Origin of the sequence: Sinorhizobium mexicanum (assembly GCF_013488225.1) — a bacterium.
GTDB classification, from domain to species: Bacteria; Pseudomonadota; Alphaproteobacteria; order Rhizobiales; family Rhizobiaceae; genus Sinorhizobium; species Sinorhizobium mexicanum.
Genome location: NZ_CP041241.1, coordinates 990,027 through 1,005,115, shown reverse-complemented (window position 1 = coordinate 1,005,115; position 15,089 = coordinate 990,027). Strand labels below are relative to the sequence as shown.

The window sequence follows — 15,089 nt, the reverse complement described above, 5'->3', positions numbered from 1 at the left end:
CCCAAGTTTACCGTGTTTTCGTAGGAGATTCTGCCGGTTGGGAGAAGAGCATGACGTCAGTCATATCGCCGCAAAAGAATTCAAGTCGAGCGGCCGGGCCACTCGCCATGCCGCAACTCGTCGACGAGGAAGCCGAGGCGTTCGTCGCGGAAGCACTTGCGGAGCTGGTTCGCTCGAAAATTCCCTTTCTGATCGCGGGCACGTTTGCCGTCAGCGCCTATACCGGCATATCGCGGCCGACGAAGGATCTCGATGTCTTCTGCAAGGCGGGCGATTACACACGTATCCTCAAGCACTTCAAGTCCCGCGGATATGCGGTCGAGATCGAAGACGATCGCTGGCTGGGCAAAGTGTTCAAGGGCAGATTTTTCTTCGACGTTATCTTCGCCTCGCCAAATGGGACGATGCTGGTCAACGACGGCTGGTTTGCGCATGCGCTGCCGGTGGAAATCAGCGGGTGCCCGGTCTCGATCGCCGCGCCAACGGAATTGGTCTGGTCGAAGTCCTTCATCCAGTTTCGCGAACGCTATGACGGCGCCGACATTGCGCACGTGATCCTGAAGGCGCACGACCGGATCGATTGGGCAAGATTGCTGGAATACATGGAGGTTCACTGGGAAGTCCTGCTCATCCACCTCCTCAATTTCCGATGGATCTACCCTTCCGAGCGCGACAGGGTCCCGCAGTGGCTGTTGGACGAGCTCCTGAGCAGGCTTTCGGCGCAAAGGGACTTGCCGCTGCCGCAGACGAAGATCTGCCGCGGGCGCATATATTCGCGTCCCGATTACGAGATCGACGTCAGAAAATGGGGGTTCGCCGATGTCGGCGGCGATGGCGAGATGCGCGAAGGAACAGAGGAGCAGACACCATGAGCAAGCTGAAAGTCGCCGCGGTCGCGGACCTTCACGTGAAGGAGGATGGATCTGCCTCCTATACGGAACTGTTTTCGGAGATTTCGCAAGCCGCTGACGTGCTCGTCATCGCCGGCGACTTGACGGACCTAGGCAAGCCGGTTGAAGCCGAACTCCTGGCGGACGACCTGAAGTCCTGCTCGGTTCCGGTCGTTGCCGTTCTTGGAAACCACGATCACCAGGGTGATGCGACAGAGGAAATCTCGTCCATTCTCGTTAAGGCTGGCGTCCACCTCCTAAACGGCCAGGCGGTCGAGCTCGCGGGCGTGGGATTTGCCGGCACCAAGGGCTTCATCGGCGGCTTCGGCCGGCACATGCTGGGCTCCTTCGGCGAGACTGCCATCAAATCCATGGTCTCGGAGAGCGTCGAAGAGGCCATGCGCCTGGAGAATGCCTTGAGGAACACGAGGGCACAGCGCTCCCTTGTCGTTCTGCACTATGCCCCGATAGTCGAAACCGTTGCGGGCGAACCCAAGGAAATATATCCGTTTCTCGGCTCATCCCGACTGGCCGAGACCATCGACCGCTTCAAGGTGAGTGCGGTCGTTCACGGCCATGCGCACCAAGGGACCTATGAAGGGCAAACGCCAGGCGGCGCTCCGGTGTTCAATGTCGCGGCCCATATCGAAAAGCCGACGGGCCGACCCTACGCCATCCTCGAGCTTTGACGCGCAACTGCGGGCACGCGTGGCACACATCAGCACCTGATGGCGGCGTTTCCGCTTACGGCCCCAGGACCGCCTTCACGCGATCATTCCTTCCTGTCGCCGAGGGTCCCAGAGGCTCACATGATCGGCTCCGCATGCCTCGGGGCTTGTTGGGCAGCAGCGGGCACACGCCATTCGAAGTCGGTCATAGCGGCTCATGCCGGCTCTGAAGCACGACTTGGTGCGCTATGAAAGTTACGGGGTGCCAAACGGTCAGCTACTAACCTTCAATCTTCCTCGCCAAAAATCGAAGGCCGCTCCTGCATCGGCCTCTCACAATTAATGCGTTCACGGCCTAGTTTGATGGCAAGATCGCAACGTTCGGAAGACACGGGCCATACCCGCCTTTGTACTTCTACTGCTGGATTCAAGGAACGCCGCCATCCCTCCATAACAAGGACCATGCCAATGAAACTGACTGACTTCAAAGCCCTCACCTTCGACTGCTACGGCACGCTCATCGACTGGGAATCGGGCATGTTCGAGGGCCTCGAGCCGCTGACCGCCCGGCTTGCCACGCCGCTGTCGCGCAACCAGGTGCTCGAAGCACATGCGCGGCATGAATCGTCGCAGCAGCTTCGGACGCCAGCCAAGAACTATCGCGATCTGCTTCCGATCGTCTACAAGCGGCTCGCAGAGGAATGGGGCATCGCTGTTTCCTGGAGAGAGTGCGTCGCCTATGGCCAGTCCGTGAAAAACTGGCCGGCATTCCCCGATTCCGCCGGTGCTCTCCAGTACCTGAAGCGCCACTACAAGCTCGTCATTCTGTCGAATGTTGACAACGAGAGTTTCGCCGCCAGCAACGAGAAGCTCCAGGTCGAATTCGACGCCATCTACACCGCCGAAGATTGCGGCTCCTACAAGCCGTCCGACCGCAATTTCGAGTACATGCTGAAGAAGCTCGAGAGCCTGGGCATCCAGAAGCACGAGATCCTGCACACGGCTGAAAGCATGTTCCACGACCATGGCCCGGCCAATCGTCACGGCCTCGCCTCGTGCTGGATCTATCGCCGCTACGAGCAGGAGGGTTTCGGCGCAACGATGCATCCGGGCGATATGCCGAAATACGACTTCCGCTTCAACAGCATGGCCGACCTCGCGAAGGCACACCAGGAAGCATTGCGCGGCTAACTCGAGGAAAGGCGGTACTACCGCGTAAAGTTGCCCGTCCATGCGGCCATGCGATCGCCGAACAATGTGATAAGTGCGCCACAGATGACAAGCAGCGCGCCGACAAACTTGATGGCGGTCACCGGCCTCAGAGCCGAATTCAGCAGGCCGAAGTTGTCGATCACCAGAGAGGTTACCAACTGCCCGGTGATGACAAGGATCAGAAGGTTGGCCAAGCCGATTTTCGGTGTGATGAGGATTGTCGAGAAAATCGCCCCAGCGCCGAGGAGGCCTCCGATCAGCTTCCAAAAGGGTTGCGAAGGAATAGTGGTCAGGGCGGTCGGCAGGCCGCCCTGTACCGAGGCGATGATGCCCAAGGCGATTGTCCCGGTGGCGAAGGAGTAAAATGCCGCACCAAACACGTTGCCTCCGAACCCTGCCGCGAGTTGGGCGTTTACCGCTGCTTGGACGGAAATGGCGCAACCCGCGGCGAACGCCAGTACAATGAATATGGGCAGCATTTCGGTTCCTTTCAGTTCTTCACGGCGAAACTCGGCGAACATCTCTTCCTTGAAACCCACAAAGAGATACTCGCGCGAACTCTCAGTCGCCCGGCGGACCTTCGCCATGGCCCCGCCGCCGAAAGCATCGGTGATGACTCGCTGCGCTCCGCACCGGTTCGGCCGCAATGAGAAGCCGGCCGAGGGCGACCAGGAATATGGCGAACGAGACGGTATTCGCGGCAAACGCCCACCCAGCCCGACGGCTGCGATGATGGGCGACTGCCGTGCATACGCAAGATCAAAAAGGCGCAAGCCCCCGAACTGCCTTACCCCCACCGGGCTAGATCACGCCGAGCGCATTCATTGCTTCGGCAACACGGACGAAGCCGGCAATATTGGCCCCGAGCACATAATCGCTCGGCGCTCCGTATTCCTCAGCCGTCTCCGCGCAGCGATCATGGATGTCGTGCATGATGGTTGCGAGCCGACTTTCAGTCTGTTCGAAGGTCCAGCTGTCGCGTGACGCGTTCTGCTGCATTTCCAGGGCCGATGTCGCTACACCGCCGGCATTCGCGGCTTTTCCGGGCGCGAACAGAACCCCGGCCTGCTGGAAAATGCGTACAGCGTCGGGCGTCGAGGGCATGTTCGCCCCTTCGCCGACCGCAATCACGCCGTTGCGAACGAGCGTTGTCGCATCCTTGCCCGTCAGTTCATTCTGGGTCGCGGACGGCATGGCGATATGGCACGGAACATCCCAGATCGATCCGCCCTCGATATAGCGCGTGCCGTCGCGCTTGATCCGAGCATATTCCGCTATGCGCTCGCGGCGAACCTCCTTGATTTCCTTGACGAGGTCGAGATCAATCCCGGCTTCGTCGACCACGTAACCGCTGGAGTCCGAGCAGGCGACGATCGTGCCGCCGAATTCGATGACCTTTTCCATGGTATAGATCGCAACATTGCCCGACCCCGACACAACAGTCTGCCGGCCTTCGAAGGAATGCCCCCGAGTGGCAAGCATGCGTTCGACGAAATAAGTGGCGCCATATCCGGTGGCTTCCTTGCGCGCTCGCGAACCGCCGTAAAAGAGGGCCTTGCCCGTAAGAACCCCGGCTTCGTACCGATTGGTCAGCCGCTTGTATTGTCCGAACATATAGCCGATCTCACGTCCTCCGACGCCAATGTCGCCTGCCGGCACGTCGGTGTGTTCCCCCAGGTGGCGATGAAGCTCAGTCATGAAGGATTGGCAAAAGCGCATGATCTCTCCATCTGAGCGACCGCGGGGATTGAAGTCCGAGCCACCCTTTCCGCCGCCGATCGGCATCCCGGTTAGGGCGTTCTTGAAGGTCTGCTCGAAGCCGAGGAATTTGATGATCCCGACATTCACGGATGGATGGAAGCGGATACCGCCCTTGTACGGGCCGAGTGCGGAGTTGAATTGGACACGGAAGCCACGGTTGATCTGGACCTGGCCTTCGTCGTCCACCCACGGGACACGGAAGATGATCTGCCGTTCCGGTTCGCAGATGCGCTCGATAAGGGCGTTGTCAGCATAACTTGGATGTTTGGCGATCACGCGTCCGAGGCTTTCGAGTACCTCTCTGACCGCCTGGTGAAACTCCTGCTCGCCCGCGTTGCGCCTAAAGACCTCGTTAAGGATCGGTTCGAGCTTCTCATCCACATTGACCAATTTTTTTCGTCTCCATTTGTCTCTGCCCGGCATGGACAGTGCCCCCTGATACCCTAATTGTTGACCGCTCTGAACAAGAATTCGGCGGAGGGCATGCCGGAGATGACCGCACGCATATCCGCATAGGTTAACCAGCGATGCGTCACCGGAGAGACAGAGTTCGTTTGTATTTGCAATGACATGGATAGAGGCGTCAGAGGCCTCCTTCGACTATGGGCTCCAGATCGCGCGGGCCAATCACTATCGGCTTCTGCAGGAGGTCCAAGATTGGAGGGGGGGAAGCCTGGCTTGAGTTTTTTGCAGGCGTGGCCGAGAAAGCCGATCAACCGTATTGCACGACTCTTCGACGAGGGGCAGGGCCTCGAGAAATGGCGAAGGCGCGCGCCTAAGCTTCGTTCTGCGAGTCCTTCTTTTCCCCTTCTTCTCGCTTCTGCGCAGCACCCCGATCAAAAGGCCGATGAAGAAGGCGAGGAGCAGGATAGACGCGAGGACCAACGGCCACCAGAGGCTGAAGATCTCCGCCAACGTGATGGCAGCGCGCGGCGAATGTCGCGCTCGAGATCTGCTTCGACGGCCGATCGAGCATTGTCCCTTCGCGAGGCGTTTCGATCCGTAGGTGTCAATCGGCTGGGCGACGACCGCCATATTGCCGGCAGGATCGCAAGCTGCGCATCCAGTTGCGCCGGCCGAGTATGACTATTTTCCGGCCTTGTTTCCCGATTGTTTAGTGGCCGCCTTCAGCACGCCTCCCTGCAAATCCGCCTCATCGGCAAGAATGGCGGCGGCCTCGTGCAGCAAGACGTCCTTTGCGTTCTTGCGGGCATTCTCAAGCGCAATATCAGCACTCAGGCTACGCTCGTCTGCATTGAGGCCATCATCTCCGGTAGTATCTTCACCATCACTTGCTTGCGCTCGAGACTTGAGTCGGCTTTCTTGAGCAGTCAGTTCTCTGCGACGTTCGGCTTCATTGAGGGAGACAACCCCTTTCTCGCGCAGGGCCTTCATGTCCGCTATGTCTTTTAGCAGGCGTTGGAAATCCGGATCGCTCTCAGCCCGTGCATCATGGCGGCTTTGCAATGCCGGGAGCAACGCCCTTACAGTATCGGCCGGGGCATAGTTCGCGGGCTTGATCTCCGCCCACGGCAGGGCATTGTCGTAACTGGTCTCGCCAAAGCTTGTCGGATCAGAAAGTCCCGGCAAGCTGATATCAGGCGCCACGCCACGCAGTTGCGTCGTACCGCCGTTGATCCGGAAGAACTGTGCGATCGTCACTTTCAGCTCACCGAATTCGGGTTTGCTGTTGCGAACAATCTGATCAAGATCCACGACCGTCTGAACGGTGCCTTTACCGAAACTGGGTTCGCCGATGATCACCCCTCGACCGTAATCCTGAATTGCCGCGGCAAAGATCTCCGAAGCCGATGCCGACCCGCGATTGATTAGGACACCCACAGGGCCGGTCCAGATGGGCTCTGGAAAATCAGCGCTTCTTACGGCAACCTTGCCGTCGCTATCGCGTTGCTGAACGACCGGACCATTGCCGATGAACAGGCCGGTCAAGGCAATCGCCTCGTCCAACGAACCGCCGCCATTGTTGCGCACGTCAATGAGAACGCTGTCGACCTTTTCCTGCTTCAGTTCGCGGAGAAGCTTCTCAACATCGCGGCTCGCGCTTCTATAGTCCTTGTCGCCTTTGCCCCGCGCTTCAAAATCCTCATAGAATGCCGGCAGAGTAATCACCCCAATTTTACGCGTGGCGTCGCCCACTTTCACAGAGAGCACGGCCTTCTGGGCAGCCTGCTTTTCCAGGCTGATTTTATCGCGCACCAGGGTGACGACGCGATGGGTGGCATCTGCTCCGGCATCCGCCGGCAGGATGTCCAAGCGCACGACGGATCCTTTTTTCCCTCGTATCATTTGCACGACTTCGTCAACGCGCGTGCCGACCACTTCCTTGATCGCCCCCTGCTTGCCCTGACCGACACCGGTAATGCGGTCTCCGACCGAGAGTTTGCCGGACAACTGCGCCGGGCCGCCGGGCACGAGCTCACGGATCGTCGTGTAGTCGTCGCGTTCCTGCAGTACCGCGCCGATACCGACCAGCGAAAGCTTCATCGCGATATTGAAATCGGCCGAAGCGGTCGCGCCGAAGTAGTCCGTGTGCGGGTCGACCGACGTCGTGTAGGCGTTCATGAACGCCTGGAAAACGTCATCGCTTTTATACTTGTAAACGCGCTCCAGAGCGTTTGCATATCGTTTGTCGAGCGTTTCGCGAATAGCCGCGTCGGTCTTGCCGCCCAGTTTCAACCGCAACCAGTCGCTCTTTACGCGCTTGCGCCAAAGCTCATCGCGCTCGGCTTGCGACTGCGGCCAAGGCGCTTTATCGCGCCGCACGGAATAGTCTTCCTGTGCACCGAAATCGAAGTCCTCTTTCAGCAAGCTGCGCGCGTAGTTCATGCGGTCGGCAACGCGCTTGCCATACCCGTTGAAGATCGCAAACGGGATCCTCAAGTCCCTCCGTTTGATGGCGTCGTCGATCTCGCTGCGGTCAGACATGAACCTGTCGATGTCCGCTTGCAGGAAGAGCATGCGGTCCGGGTCGAGTGATTCGATGAACCGATCCATGATCGTCGCCGACAAGGCGTCGTCGAGTGGAACGGGCTTGTAGCTGAAACGCGTGAGAAATTTTGCGCTCAACTGAGCGGCTTGTGCCTGTTGCTTTACCGGCGCCAAAGCGGGCGGTGAGGCAAGCTCAGCATATGCGGACTGGACGATTGCAAGAAATGCACCAAGGAAGACGTATGATATGCGCATTCAGTGTTGGTCCATTCTTAATGCCGAGTGTCGATGCACGATCTAGGTGAAGCAATTATGGCTTTTTGGCAACCGGGTGGATCATACGCGCCAGTTTTCCGCAAATCTGCGGGCGGCTGGCAAGGGCAAGGTGGCCAAGACTTCGTTCCGGAAAATCGGTCCGCGCAAGTTGGGTCGAAGTTCCTTGCCGCTTCGGACCAGTCGGCTCCCCTCCGTTGGTGATATCTCATGCCTCCTGCTCCGGTAAAACTCGCCCACAGATGGTAATTCAGGGAGCATATCAGCAAAAGCTGCGCAAATGGGTTAGTTCAGGGGTGTCAAGCAAGCAACCGCCCTTTCGAAGAGACAGCCTTAATGTTCGTGCGATAAGGAACTGACATCCGATGGCGCGGTTATCCCTTGGCCATGAGCAAGGATAGCGCACATCACCGGTCGACGGCACGCCCCCACCTCAACTACACGCTCGACGAATTTACCGTCGCCTACGGCTTGAGTACAGAACGCGCCAAAGATCTCTACCGGCGCTTTGGTCCGACACGGGCTAAGCTAGACCTGCTGATGTCGGCGATTAGACGCTTCTGAGGCTGGTGGTCGTCCCGAGTCGCAATTGTGCGGGCGTGCGAGGTGTTATCCCTTCCAAACACAAAGGATAGAAAAAAGTGGAACTTTCGGTACGCTGCAAGAACCCGCGGCGGTCAGGCCGAACGCGCATTCGATGATGCGAACATCGGCTGAGAGGCGACACTGCAACCTTACAAGCCGCTAGGCAGTTCGAGTTTTGCGTTCGTTCGTCCTCGCCTTCCTCCTCGCCTCACGCAGTTCCTCGATCGTTGGCTGCCACCAGCCGCGTTCAACCTCATAGGCTCCCGGTCGGGTTTTCGAAGGCCAGCTTCGGACGAGCTCGTCCAGACCGGGCGCGCGCCATTTCCCCCAAATGTGCTCATCCGTGGCGTCCGGATAGACATCGGCGACAAGTTCCGCATCGACGACTTCGCCGGTGATCTCCGTGATGATGATGATCCCATATGTCGTCGTGGAGATCGGTCTCCCGATCGGCGGTAAATCGTGCGCCCACAGCGGAATGCGACGACGCCTTCGCTCCGCAGACCGGCGTCGTGCCGCCCTCTCCTCCTCGGTTCCCTTGCGTGCCTCGGCGCGCTTGCGCCGCTCCTCAGGTTCATGGCGTTTCGCGGCCTCCTCGATCGCCTGCCAATGCCTCCGGAGGTCGTCGTAGGAGGCGAACGGCACACGCCAGACTTTGAGTTCCGGCTGCCACTGGGCGAACGGCACCTGCCGCAGCTCTTCAACGATCGTCCGCGAATACGGCGTGCGGATCCGGAAGCCTTTGTTGTCGATATTCAGGTAAGGGCTGAGAATGGGTTCGAACGCGTAGGCATCACGGCCTTTCTGATCCGCAAAGACATCTCTTCTCGACGCCTCTCGGGCGAGCCAGCGATCGATCCTGCGCGCGGCGGTGGATCCGGGAACAAACCAGGCCTTGCGCTCCTCACTCCATCGAGCCCGCGGAAACGTCTCGCGAAAGCGCTGGACGGTCATCCGGTCAAATGGAAAGCTGACGGTCTCGCCGATCTTGCCGTCGTCTTCCTCATGGTGCGTGTCCGGCTGGTCCTCCACGTTGCTTCTGCCCTCATCTATTCCGTTTTCATATTCAGAACGCATGGCACGAGAAAAGGATGCTGACGCGACGGGGAAGCCTCGCCGCGCGTTGAAACTCGCCACCGGTGTTGACGCCGTTCTCGCTATTGCAGGAAATAGCGGTGTCCGCGCCAAGACGACGCTGTAGCACTTTGAATTGCTGCGTGTTTTTATTCTTAAATCGTCTACGATTTAAGGAAGCAAGCAGTAGGTAGCGTGGATGATCGTGTTCCTGGATTTCGAAGCCTCGTCGCTTGCCAAAGCAAGCTTTCCCGTTGAGGTCGCTTGGGTGTTCGAGAATGGCGACGCGCGGACGAGCCTTATCCGGCCAGCTCCCGGCTGGGACGATTGGTCCACGGAGGCTGAAGCCGTCCACGGGATATCGAGAAGCCGGCTAGATACGGAAGGTGCATCTGTCGATGTCATCGCAGCCGAAATGACGGAAAGCCTGTCCGGCCACCAGCTGTATGCGAGCGCACCGTCGTGGGACGGAAAGTGGCTCAGCGTACTCCTGCGAGCCGCGGGTTATCCGCGGCATGCCCTTCGGCTCGGTGTTTCCGGTGACGCCTTTACCGACGCCGCCAGAGCTGTGCTTGGTCACGACGCAGCCGAGACGGTTGTTGCTGAGATCGTTTCAGCGGTCACGGCGCGTACAGAGCCCGCGACTAGACCGCACCGCGCCCTACCCGATGCCATGCTCGAGTTGAAGCGTTGGCGGCTCATACGACAGGAGGCGGCTGCTCTGGCATCGAAATCGTAACGATATCGAAAAACTTGTTCCTCGCGACAGCATTCAAGCGAATTTGGCACGCCAAACTCCATCGCCTTTCGACGTAAACTGGGCGAGATGCTCGAACCGCTCCCGCGTCAACAATACAATGAGCATACCAGGCGCAGGCGATTGAAGTGCCGAAGCCAATGCGCGCGCTGCTTGATCGGTTAAAAGGGAGAAGGGGTGCCCCGGTCCGTTCTTTTGGGTTGGCAAACCACGCCCGCGAACACCGGAACTGGATCCGCTCTGGTCTGGACGATCAAAAGACGAAAACCTAAAAGAGATTAAGCCCAACCCGCCGCTTGAAGGAGCAGAAAAAATGAAACGCATCGAGATGGAGGTGAGCGGCGGCTGCCAATGCGGTGCGGTACGCTACCACGCCAGCGCTATGCTCGACAATTCGCATCTCTGCCATTGCCGCATGTGCCAGAAAGCCTCGGGCAACATCTTTGCCGCGCTCGTCGCCGCACCCGATGACGCGCTCACCTGGACACGCGGCAAACCAAGCGTCTGGAAGAGCTCGGAGCTTGTCGAGCGCGGCTTCTGCGCCAATTGCGGCACGCCATTGTTTTTCCACCACCTCGAAAACGGTCGCACCAACCTGATGATCGGTTCGCTTGACGATCCGCACGCCTTCTCGCCGCTTGCCAATATCTGCACCGAGAACATGGTGGCATGGTTCGATACGATCACCGACATAGAAAATACCGGTGCGACCGAAAACAACGGCGCCGACTGGGCTGCGGCAATCAAGGAGAGCAATAACCAGCACCCCGATCACGATACCAGTTCGTGGGTAGTGAGGGGGTGCGAGGGCTGAGCCGTATTCCGGCGGCTATCAGTACGGCGCTGTTCGTAGCCGCTATTCCGAAAAGCCGTCCTGTCGGAAACAACGGCGACAAAGGCGATACGGGGGGGTACCTGAAGGTCTGCTCTTCAGCTAACTCGTGCCTCGAAGCAGCCTGCCGGTTTCCGGCCCCACCGGGAGGTTAGAGTATTCGATTGGCAATAACCGCTCCTGGCGCACTTTGCTCGTTCCATGGGCGAGTCGAGCGGCAAAGTTCCACTCGACCAAGACGGATCGGAAGCCGGCGACATGCCGGTGACGATGTACTCGAACCTCGGCGGGTTGACGGCCATCCCCGGCGTCCTGACGCCAAGGGCCCTCCCCGCCTCCGTCCCTCTCGCATTCCTCAGCATTGTTCCTCGCAGCGTCCTTGCCGAGGGCGGATGCACCGCCATTGCGGTGTGTCTATATTGCGGCCGGCCAAAGCACTATGCCGTGCCCTTCGACGTGAGGGACGCCAGAGCCATAGACATGCAGATCATGATTTCACGTTTAGTTTGATTTGTTTTGACAAGCGGCCTTGGCATTCAGCCGTAGCTTCACGCCTGCGTGCTCACGTGGGCGAGCAAATCTCGCGCACCGTTGCAACCGCGGCTTTCATGGGAAAAGGCGCGAGCGATGTCCTTGTCTATCCGAACCGCGCGCTCTCGCTAAGAGCGTGCTTTCTCGTCAGACTGCTCAGGATGAGCCTCCCAACCAAAGATGCTGCGACCGTCCCATTCGGGGGACCGGCGGAACTCCCCGGCGACAATTTCTTTTAGATCTGGACCAGTAGCGTATTTCTCCAATTGCCTGGCCTGATCGTCCAAGCGTCTCAGCGCTTGTAGCTCCTCATCACGGCCCAGCCGCGCTTTGGTCACGGCCGACTTCATGACCTGGATCGTCTGATCGTAGACTTTGAGCGGCACGGGAAACGGGTGGCGATCCTTTCCACCGTGCGCAAGCGAGAACCGTGCGGGATCGGCAAAACGGCAGGGCGCGCCATGCACCACTTCTGCGACCATCGCGAGCGCGTTGACCGTCCGCGCGCCGACGCCAGGGACGAGCAGGAGCTGTTCGAAGTCTTCAGGCCCGCGATCGGCGGCCGCCGCAAGCGTTGCATGCAACCGCTTCATGTTGATGTTTTCTTCTCTGACCTCATGATGCGCCGGCATTATAAGGTGCGGCAGCAGGGGTTGCGCGACTTCCTTCGTTCTGGCCTTCGGGTCAATCCGCACTATCTCGCGGACGATTTGGTCCGGCCCCAGAGAGGCCAGAAGGTCAAGCTGACTATCTCGCGATGCTGCGGCACGCCTGTCGGCGAGATTGACGATTTCGCCCTGGCGCCTTCCTTCTATCGCTGCATGGGGAGAATCGACGAAACTGGAAATGCCTTCGGATAGCCAGTGGTAGCGCCGAGCCTGTCGCTTATCGCCATTCATGCCCTGCTGCACGACCACCCATTTGCCGTCGTCGGCCACGATGAAGCCGTGCAGATAAAGATCGAATCCATCTTGAACCGCTGCGCTGTCAATCTTTGCGACGAGCCGGCTGGTGGTTGCGAGACGCCCGCCGTCGATGCCGACACGGTTGCCGATGTTGATCAATTCGCCTGGTGTCTGCCTCGAATTTCGCCCACGGCCTCCACACACATGAACACCCAGTTCCCGCGAAAGGGGCCCGAGACCGCGCTTCAGAGCGCCGATGACGCTGGTTGTGATTCCGGAAGAGTGCCAATCCATGCCCATGACGCAGCCAAAGGACTGGAACCAGAAAGGATGCGCCAACCGCCGGAGAAACTCGTCGCGGCCATATTCGATCACGATTGCTTCCGTGATGACTGCGCCAAGCTTCGTCATACGGTCGCCCAGCCATCGGGGAACCTTGCCGCCATGAAGCGGGAGATCTGCACTGCCTGCTCTTTGAACCATGCGTTCCTTATAAACCGGCAGTCTTAGCTATGACAGGGAGAAGTTCCTAAAATGTTCTCTTTTGCGCCGATTCATAGGAAACGGAACGTCCATTAGATGATTACCTGCTCGCCCATTTCGACAACGCGGTTTGCCGGAAGATGGAAGTAATCGGTCGGATCGATCGCCGATTCCGCCATTGCAATGAAAAGCTTGTCCTGCCACTTCGGCATGCCTGACAGGGGATCTGAGACTAGCTTGCGCCGTCCGAGATAGAAGGACGTCGTCATGATCTCGAACCTGAAGCCTTCCTTCCGGCAGCGCGCCAGTGCCCTTGACACATTCGGATCATCCATGAAGCCGAATCTGAGCTCCAGTCTGCTGAACCGATCGGTAAGCTTTGTAAGCGTGTAGCGGTTCGTTTCCGGAATATACGGCACTTTGGCGGTCTTGATGGTCAGGATGACGTTCTGCTCATGCAGCACATGATTGTGCTTGAGATTGTGCAAGAGAACGCCTGGGGTGGTGTCAGGTGTCGCTGTGAGAAAGATCGCCGTTCCCGGTACGTCGACCGGGGCGTGCTCGGATTTTCGTTCGATCGCCGTTATGAACTGCTCAAGGGGGACGTCCTGGCGGCTCGTCTTTTCGCGAACGAGCCTAACGCCTGTTCGCCAGGTCCACATCAGCGTCATCAACGAGCCAGCGAAGAGGATGGGCACGTAGCCGCCATGGTGGAGCTTGAACAAGTTGGCGCCGAGGAAAACCAGTTCGAGCAGGAACAGAGGAAGCAGGAATGCGGTCGCGGCCAAAACGGGCCAGTTCCAAAGGTATCGGAGGAATGCGAAGGCGAGAATGGTATCGATCACCATGGCGCCGGTAATTGAGACACCATAGGCCGGGGCAAGAGCTTCGGAACTCCCGAATACAAACATGAGCACAAGCACGCCGGCGAGGAGTGCGGAGTTGACCAAAGGCAAATAAATCTGCCCCGTTTGCGTCTCCGAGGTGTAACAGATCTCAAATCTTGGCAGGAATCCGAGGTGGATCGCTTGCCGTACGAGTGAAAACGCTCCGGTGATCACTGACTGGCTGGCGATGATTGTTGCGGCAGTGGCGAGGATTACCACCGGCAGCAGCGCCCATTTCGGGAACATCAAGAAAAATGGATCCGAAATGGCGTCGGGATGTGACAGCACCATCGCGCCCTGTCCGAGATAGTTCAAGGTCAGCGCGGGAAACACGATTGCAAACCAGGCCGCCTGGATAGGCTGGCGACCGAAGTGGCCGAGATCAGCATAAAGCGCCTCGGCTCCTGTCACCGTTAGGAAGATGGCGCCCAGCACGATGAAGCCAACGAGCCCGGCATTCCATAAGAAGGTGACAGCGTAGATAGGATTGAATGCAGCGAGGATTGCCATGTCATCACCGATATGGGCGACACCGGCAGCTCCCATGACAACGAACCAGACGAGAGTGACGGGGCCGAAGAAGCTCGATACTGCGCTTGTGCCGCGGGACTGCACTGCAAACAGCAGCACCATGATGGCGACGGAGATGAGCAGAACGTAATCTTGAAGCGTTGGCGTGACGAGCTTCAGCCCCTCAACGGCCGAGAACACCGAAAGCGCCGGAGTGATCATCGCATCGCCGATAAAAAGGGCGGCGCCCAGGATACCTGCGACGAACATCCCGGTCGTATGTCTTGATGCTCTTTTCATGAGCAAGGCGAGCAGGGAGAGCGTACCACCCTCCCCGTCATTGTCGGCACGAAGCAGGAACAGGACATATTTGCACGTGACGATCATCGTCAGGGTCCAGATCACCAGTGAAATGAGCCCGACTACCTCCTCGCGCCCGACACCGCCCGCCGCAAACGGGCGAAGCGCTTCGCGGAAGGCATAGAGCGGGCTCGTTCCAATGTCGCCGTATACCACCCCCACCGAACCGAGGACCATCGCCAGGAATTGGCGCGAATTGCTTGCCTGTGCAGGCACATGATCGAGAGACGCGGTCATCGATTCCCCTTTTGCCGCAGCGGGTCTGCTTTAGCGCATTCGCATTTGTTAAGGGCGGTTACTTCTCCTCCCCGGAGAACGCTTAGTGTGACAGGAAGTTTCCGACTTTAAAGTGGGGGCCACCGGCTGCTGGAAAGAATTATGCGAGATCTGCGGCGCCTTGGGCTGCGCGCTC

The 15,089-nt window shown here is 58.7% G+C and carries 11 protein-coding genes; 5 read left to right on the top strand and 6 right to left on the bottom strand.

Annotation, left to right across the window (positions count from 1 at the left end):
* The first annotated feature begins 50 nt into the window (after window positions 1-50).
* The 3 genes from FKV68_RS28840 (at window position 51) to FKV68_RS28830 (ending at window position 2,749) form a co-directional block, all read left to right on the top strand.
* On the top strand, window positions 51-872 hold the full coding sequence (locus tag FKV68_RS28840) for a nucleotidyltransferase family protein (RefSeq protein ID WP_180942353.1): 822 nt from the start codon (window positions 51-53) through the stop codon (window positions 870-872).
* Complete coding sequence (locus tag FKV68_RS28835) at window positions 869-1,579, top strand: metallophosphoesterase family protein (protein ID WP_180942352.1); 711 nt, start codon at window positions 869-871, stop codon at window positions 1,577-1,579. Before FKV68_RS28840 ends, FKV68_RS28835 begins: the two co-directional genes overlap by 4 nt.
* A gap of 447 nt (window positions 1,580-2,026) precedes the next feature.
* Window positions 2,027-2,749, top strand: a complete 723-nt coding sequence (locus FKV68_RS28830) for a haloacid dehalogenase type II (RefSeq protein ID WP_180942351.1) — start codon at window positions 2,027-2,029, stop codon at window positions 2,747-2,749.
* 17 nt (window positions 2,750-2,766) lie between these two features.
* Here the strand turns inward: FKV68_RS28830 and FKV68_RS28825 are convergent, their stop codons facing one another.
* From FKV68_RS28825 to FKV68_RS28810, 4 genes are all read right to left on the bottom strand, one after another.
* Complete coding sequence (locus FKV68_RS28825; protein WP_209647259.1) at window positions 2,767-3,357, bottom strand: DMT family transporter; 591 nt, start codon at window positions 3,355-3,357, stop codon at window positions 2,767-2,769.
* A 214-nt stretch (window positions 3,358-3,571) separates the two neighbouring features.
* A complete protein-coding gene (gdhA, locus tag FKV68_RS28820) occupies window positions 3,572-4,954 on the bottom strand; it encodes an NADP-specific glutamate dehydrogenase (RefSeq protein WP_180942350.1) in 1,383 nt (460 codons plus the stop codon).
* 663 nt (window positions 4,955-5,617) lie between these two features.
* Window positions 5,618-7,735, bottom strand: coding sequence for a carboxy terminal-processing peptidase (locus tag FKV68_RS28815; protein WP_180942349.1), 2,118 nt, complete (start codon window positions 7,733-7,735; stop codon window positions 5,618-5,620).
* A 762-nt stretch (window positions 7,736-8,497) separates the two neighbouring features.
* Complete coding sequence (locus FKV68_RS28810) at window positions 8,498-9,370, bottom strand: hypothetical protein (RefSeq protein WP_180942348.1); 873 nt, start codon at window positions 9,368-9,370, stop codon at window positions 8,498-8,500.
* 241 nt (window positions 9,371-9,611) lie between these two features.
* On the opposite strand from FKV68_RS28810, the gene FKV68_RS28805 reads away from it, so the two are divergent.
* Entirely contained in the window at window positions 9,612-10,151 is a 540-nt protein-coding gene (locus FKV68_RS28805) for a transcriptional regulator (RefSeq protein WP_180942347.1), read from the top strand.
* A gap of 331 nt (window positions 10,152-10,482) precedes the next feature.
* Window positions 10,483-10,983, top strand: coding sequence for a GFA family protein (locus FKV68_RS28800; protein ID WP_180942346.1), 501 nt, complete (start codon window positions 10,483-10,485; stop codon window positions 10,981-10,983).
* 677 nt (window positions 10,984-11,660) lie between these two features.
* Here the strand turns inward: FKV68_RS28800 and FKV68_RS28795 are convergent.
* Window positions 11,661-12,920 (bottom strand): DUF763 domain-containing protein, encoded by a 1,260-nt coding sequence (locus FKV68_RS28795; protein WP_180942345.1) that lies wholly within the window; start codon window positions 12,918-12,920, stop codon window positions 11,661-11,663.
* A 92-nt stretch (window positions 12,921-13,012) separates the two neighbouring features.
* Window positions 13,013-14,914: a potassium transporter Kup gene (locus tag FKV68_RS28790; RefSeq protein ID WP_180942344.1), complete on the bottom strand. Its 1,902-nt coding sequence runs from the start codon at window positions 14,912-14,914 to the stop codon at window positions 13,013-13,015.
* Window positions 14,915-15,089: the final 175 nt, after the last annotated feature.

Coding starts and splice junctions, on each gene's coding strand:
- FKV68_RS28840 (WP_180942353.1), top strand. CDS start 51: ATGACGTCAGTCATATCGCCGCAAAAGAATTCAAGTCGAGCGGCCGGG.
- FKV68_RS28835 (WP_180942352.1), top strand. CDS start 869: ATGAGCAAGCTGAAAGTCGCCGCGGTCGCGGACCTTCACGTGAAGGAG.
- FKV68_RS28830 (WP_180942351.1), top strand. CDS start 2,027: ATGAAACTGACTGACTTCAAAGCCCTCACCTTCGACTGCTACGGCACG.
- FKV68_RS28825 (WP_209647259.1), bottom strand. CDS start 3,357: ATGGCGAAGGTCCGCCGGGCGACTGAGAGTTCGCGCGAGTATCTCTTT.
- gdhA (WP_180942350.1), bottom strand. CDS start 4,954: ATGCCGGGCAGAGACAAATGGAGACGAAAAAAATTGGTCAATGTGGAT.
- FKV68_RS28815 (WP_180942349.1), bottom strand. CDS start 7,735: ATGCGCATATCATACGTCTTCCTTGGTGCATTTCTTGCAATCGTCCAG.
- FKV68_RS28805 (WP_180942347.1), top strand. CDS start 9,612: ATGATCGTGTTCCTGGATTTCGAAGCCTCGTCGCTTGCCAAAGCAAGC.
- FKV68_RS28800 (WP_180942346.1), top strand. CDS start 10,483: ATGAAACGCATCGAGATGGAGGTGAGCGGCGGCTGCCAATGCGGTGCG.
- FKV68_RS28795 (WP_180942345.1), bottom strand. CDS start 12,920: ATGGTTCAAAGAGCAGGCAGTGCAGATCTCCCGCTTCATGGCGGCAAG.
- FKV68_RS28790 (WP_180942344.1), bottom strand. CDS start 14,914: ATGACCGCGTCTCTCGATCATGTGCCTGCACAGGCAAGCAATTCGCGC.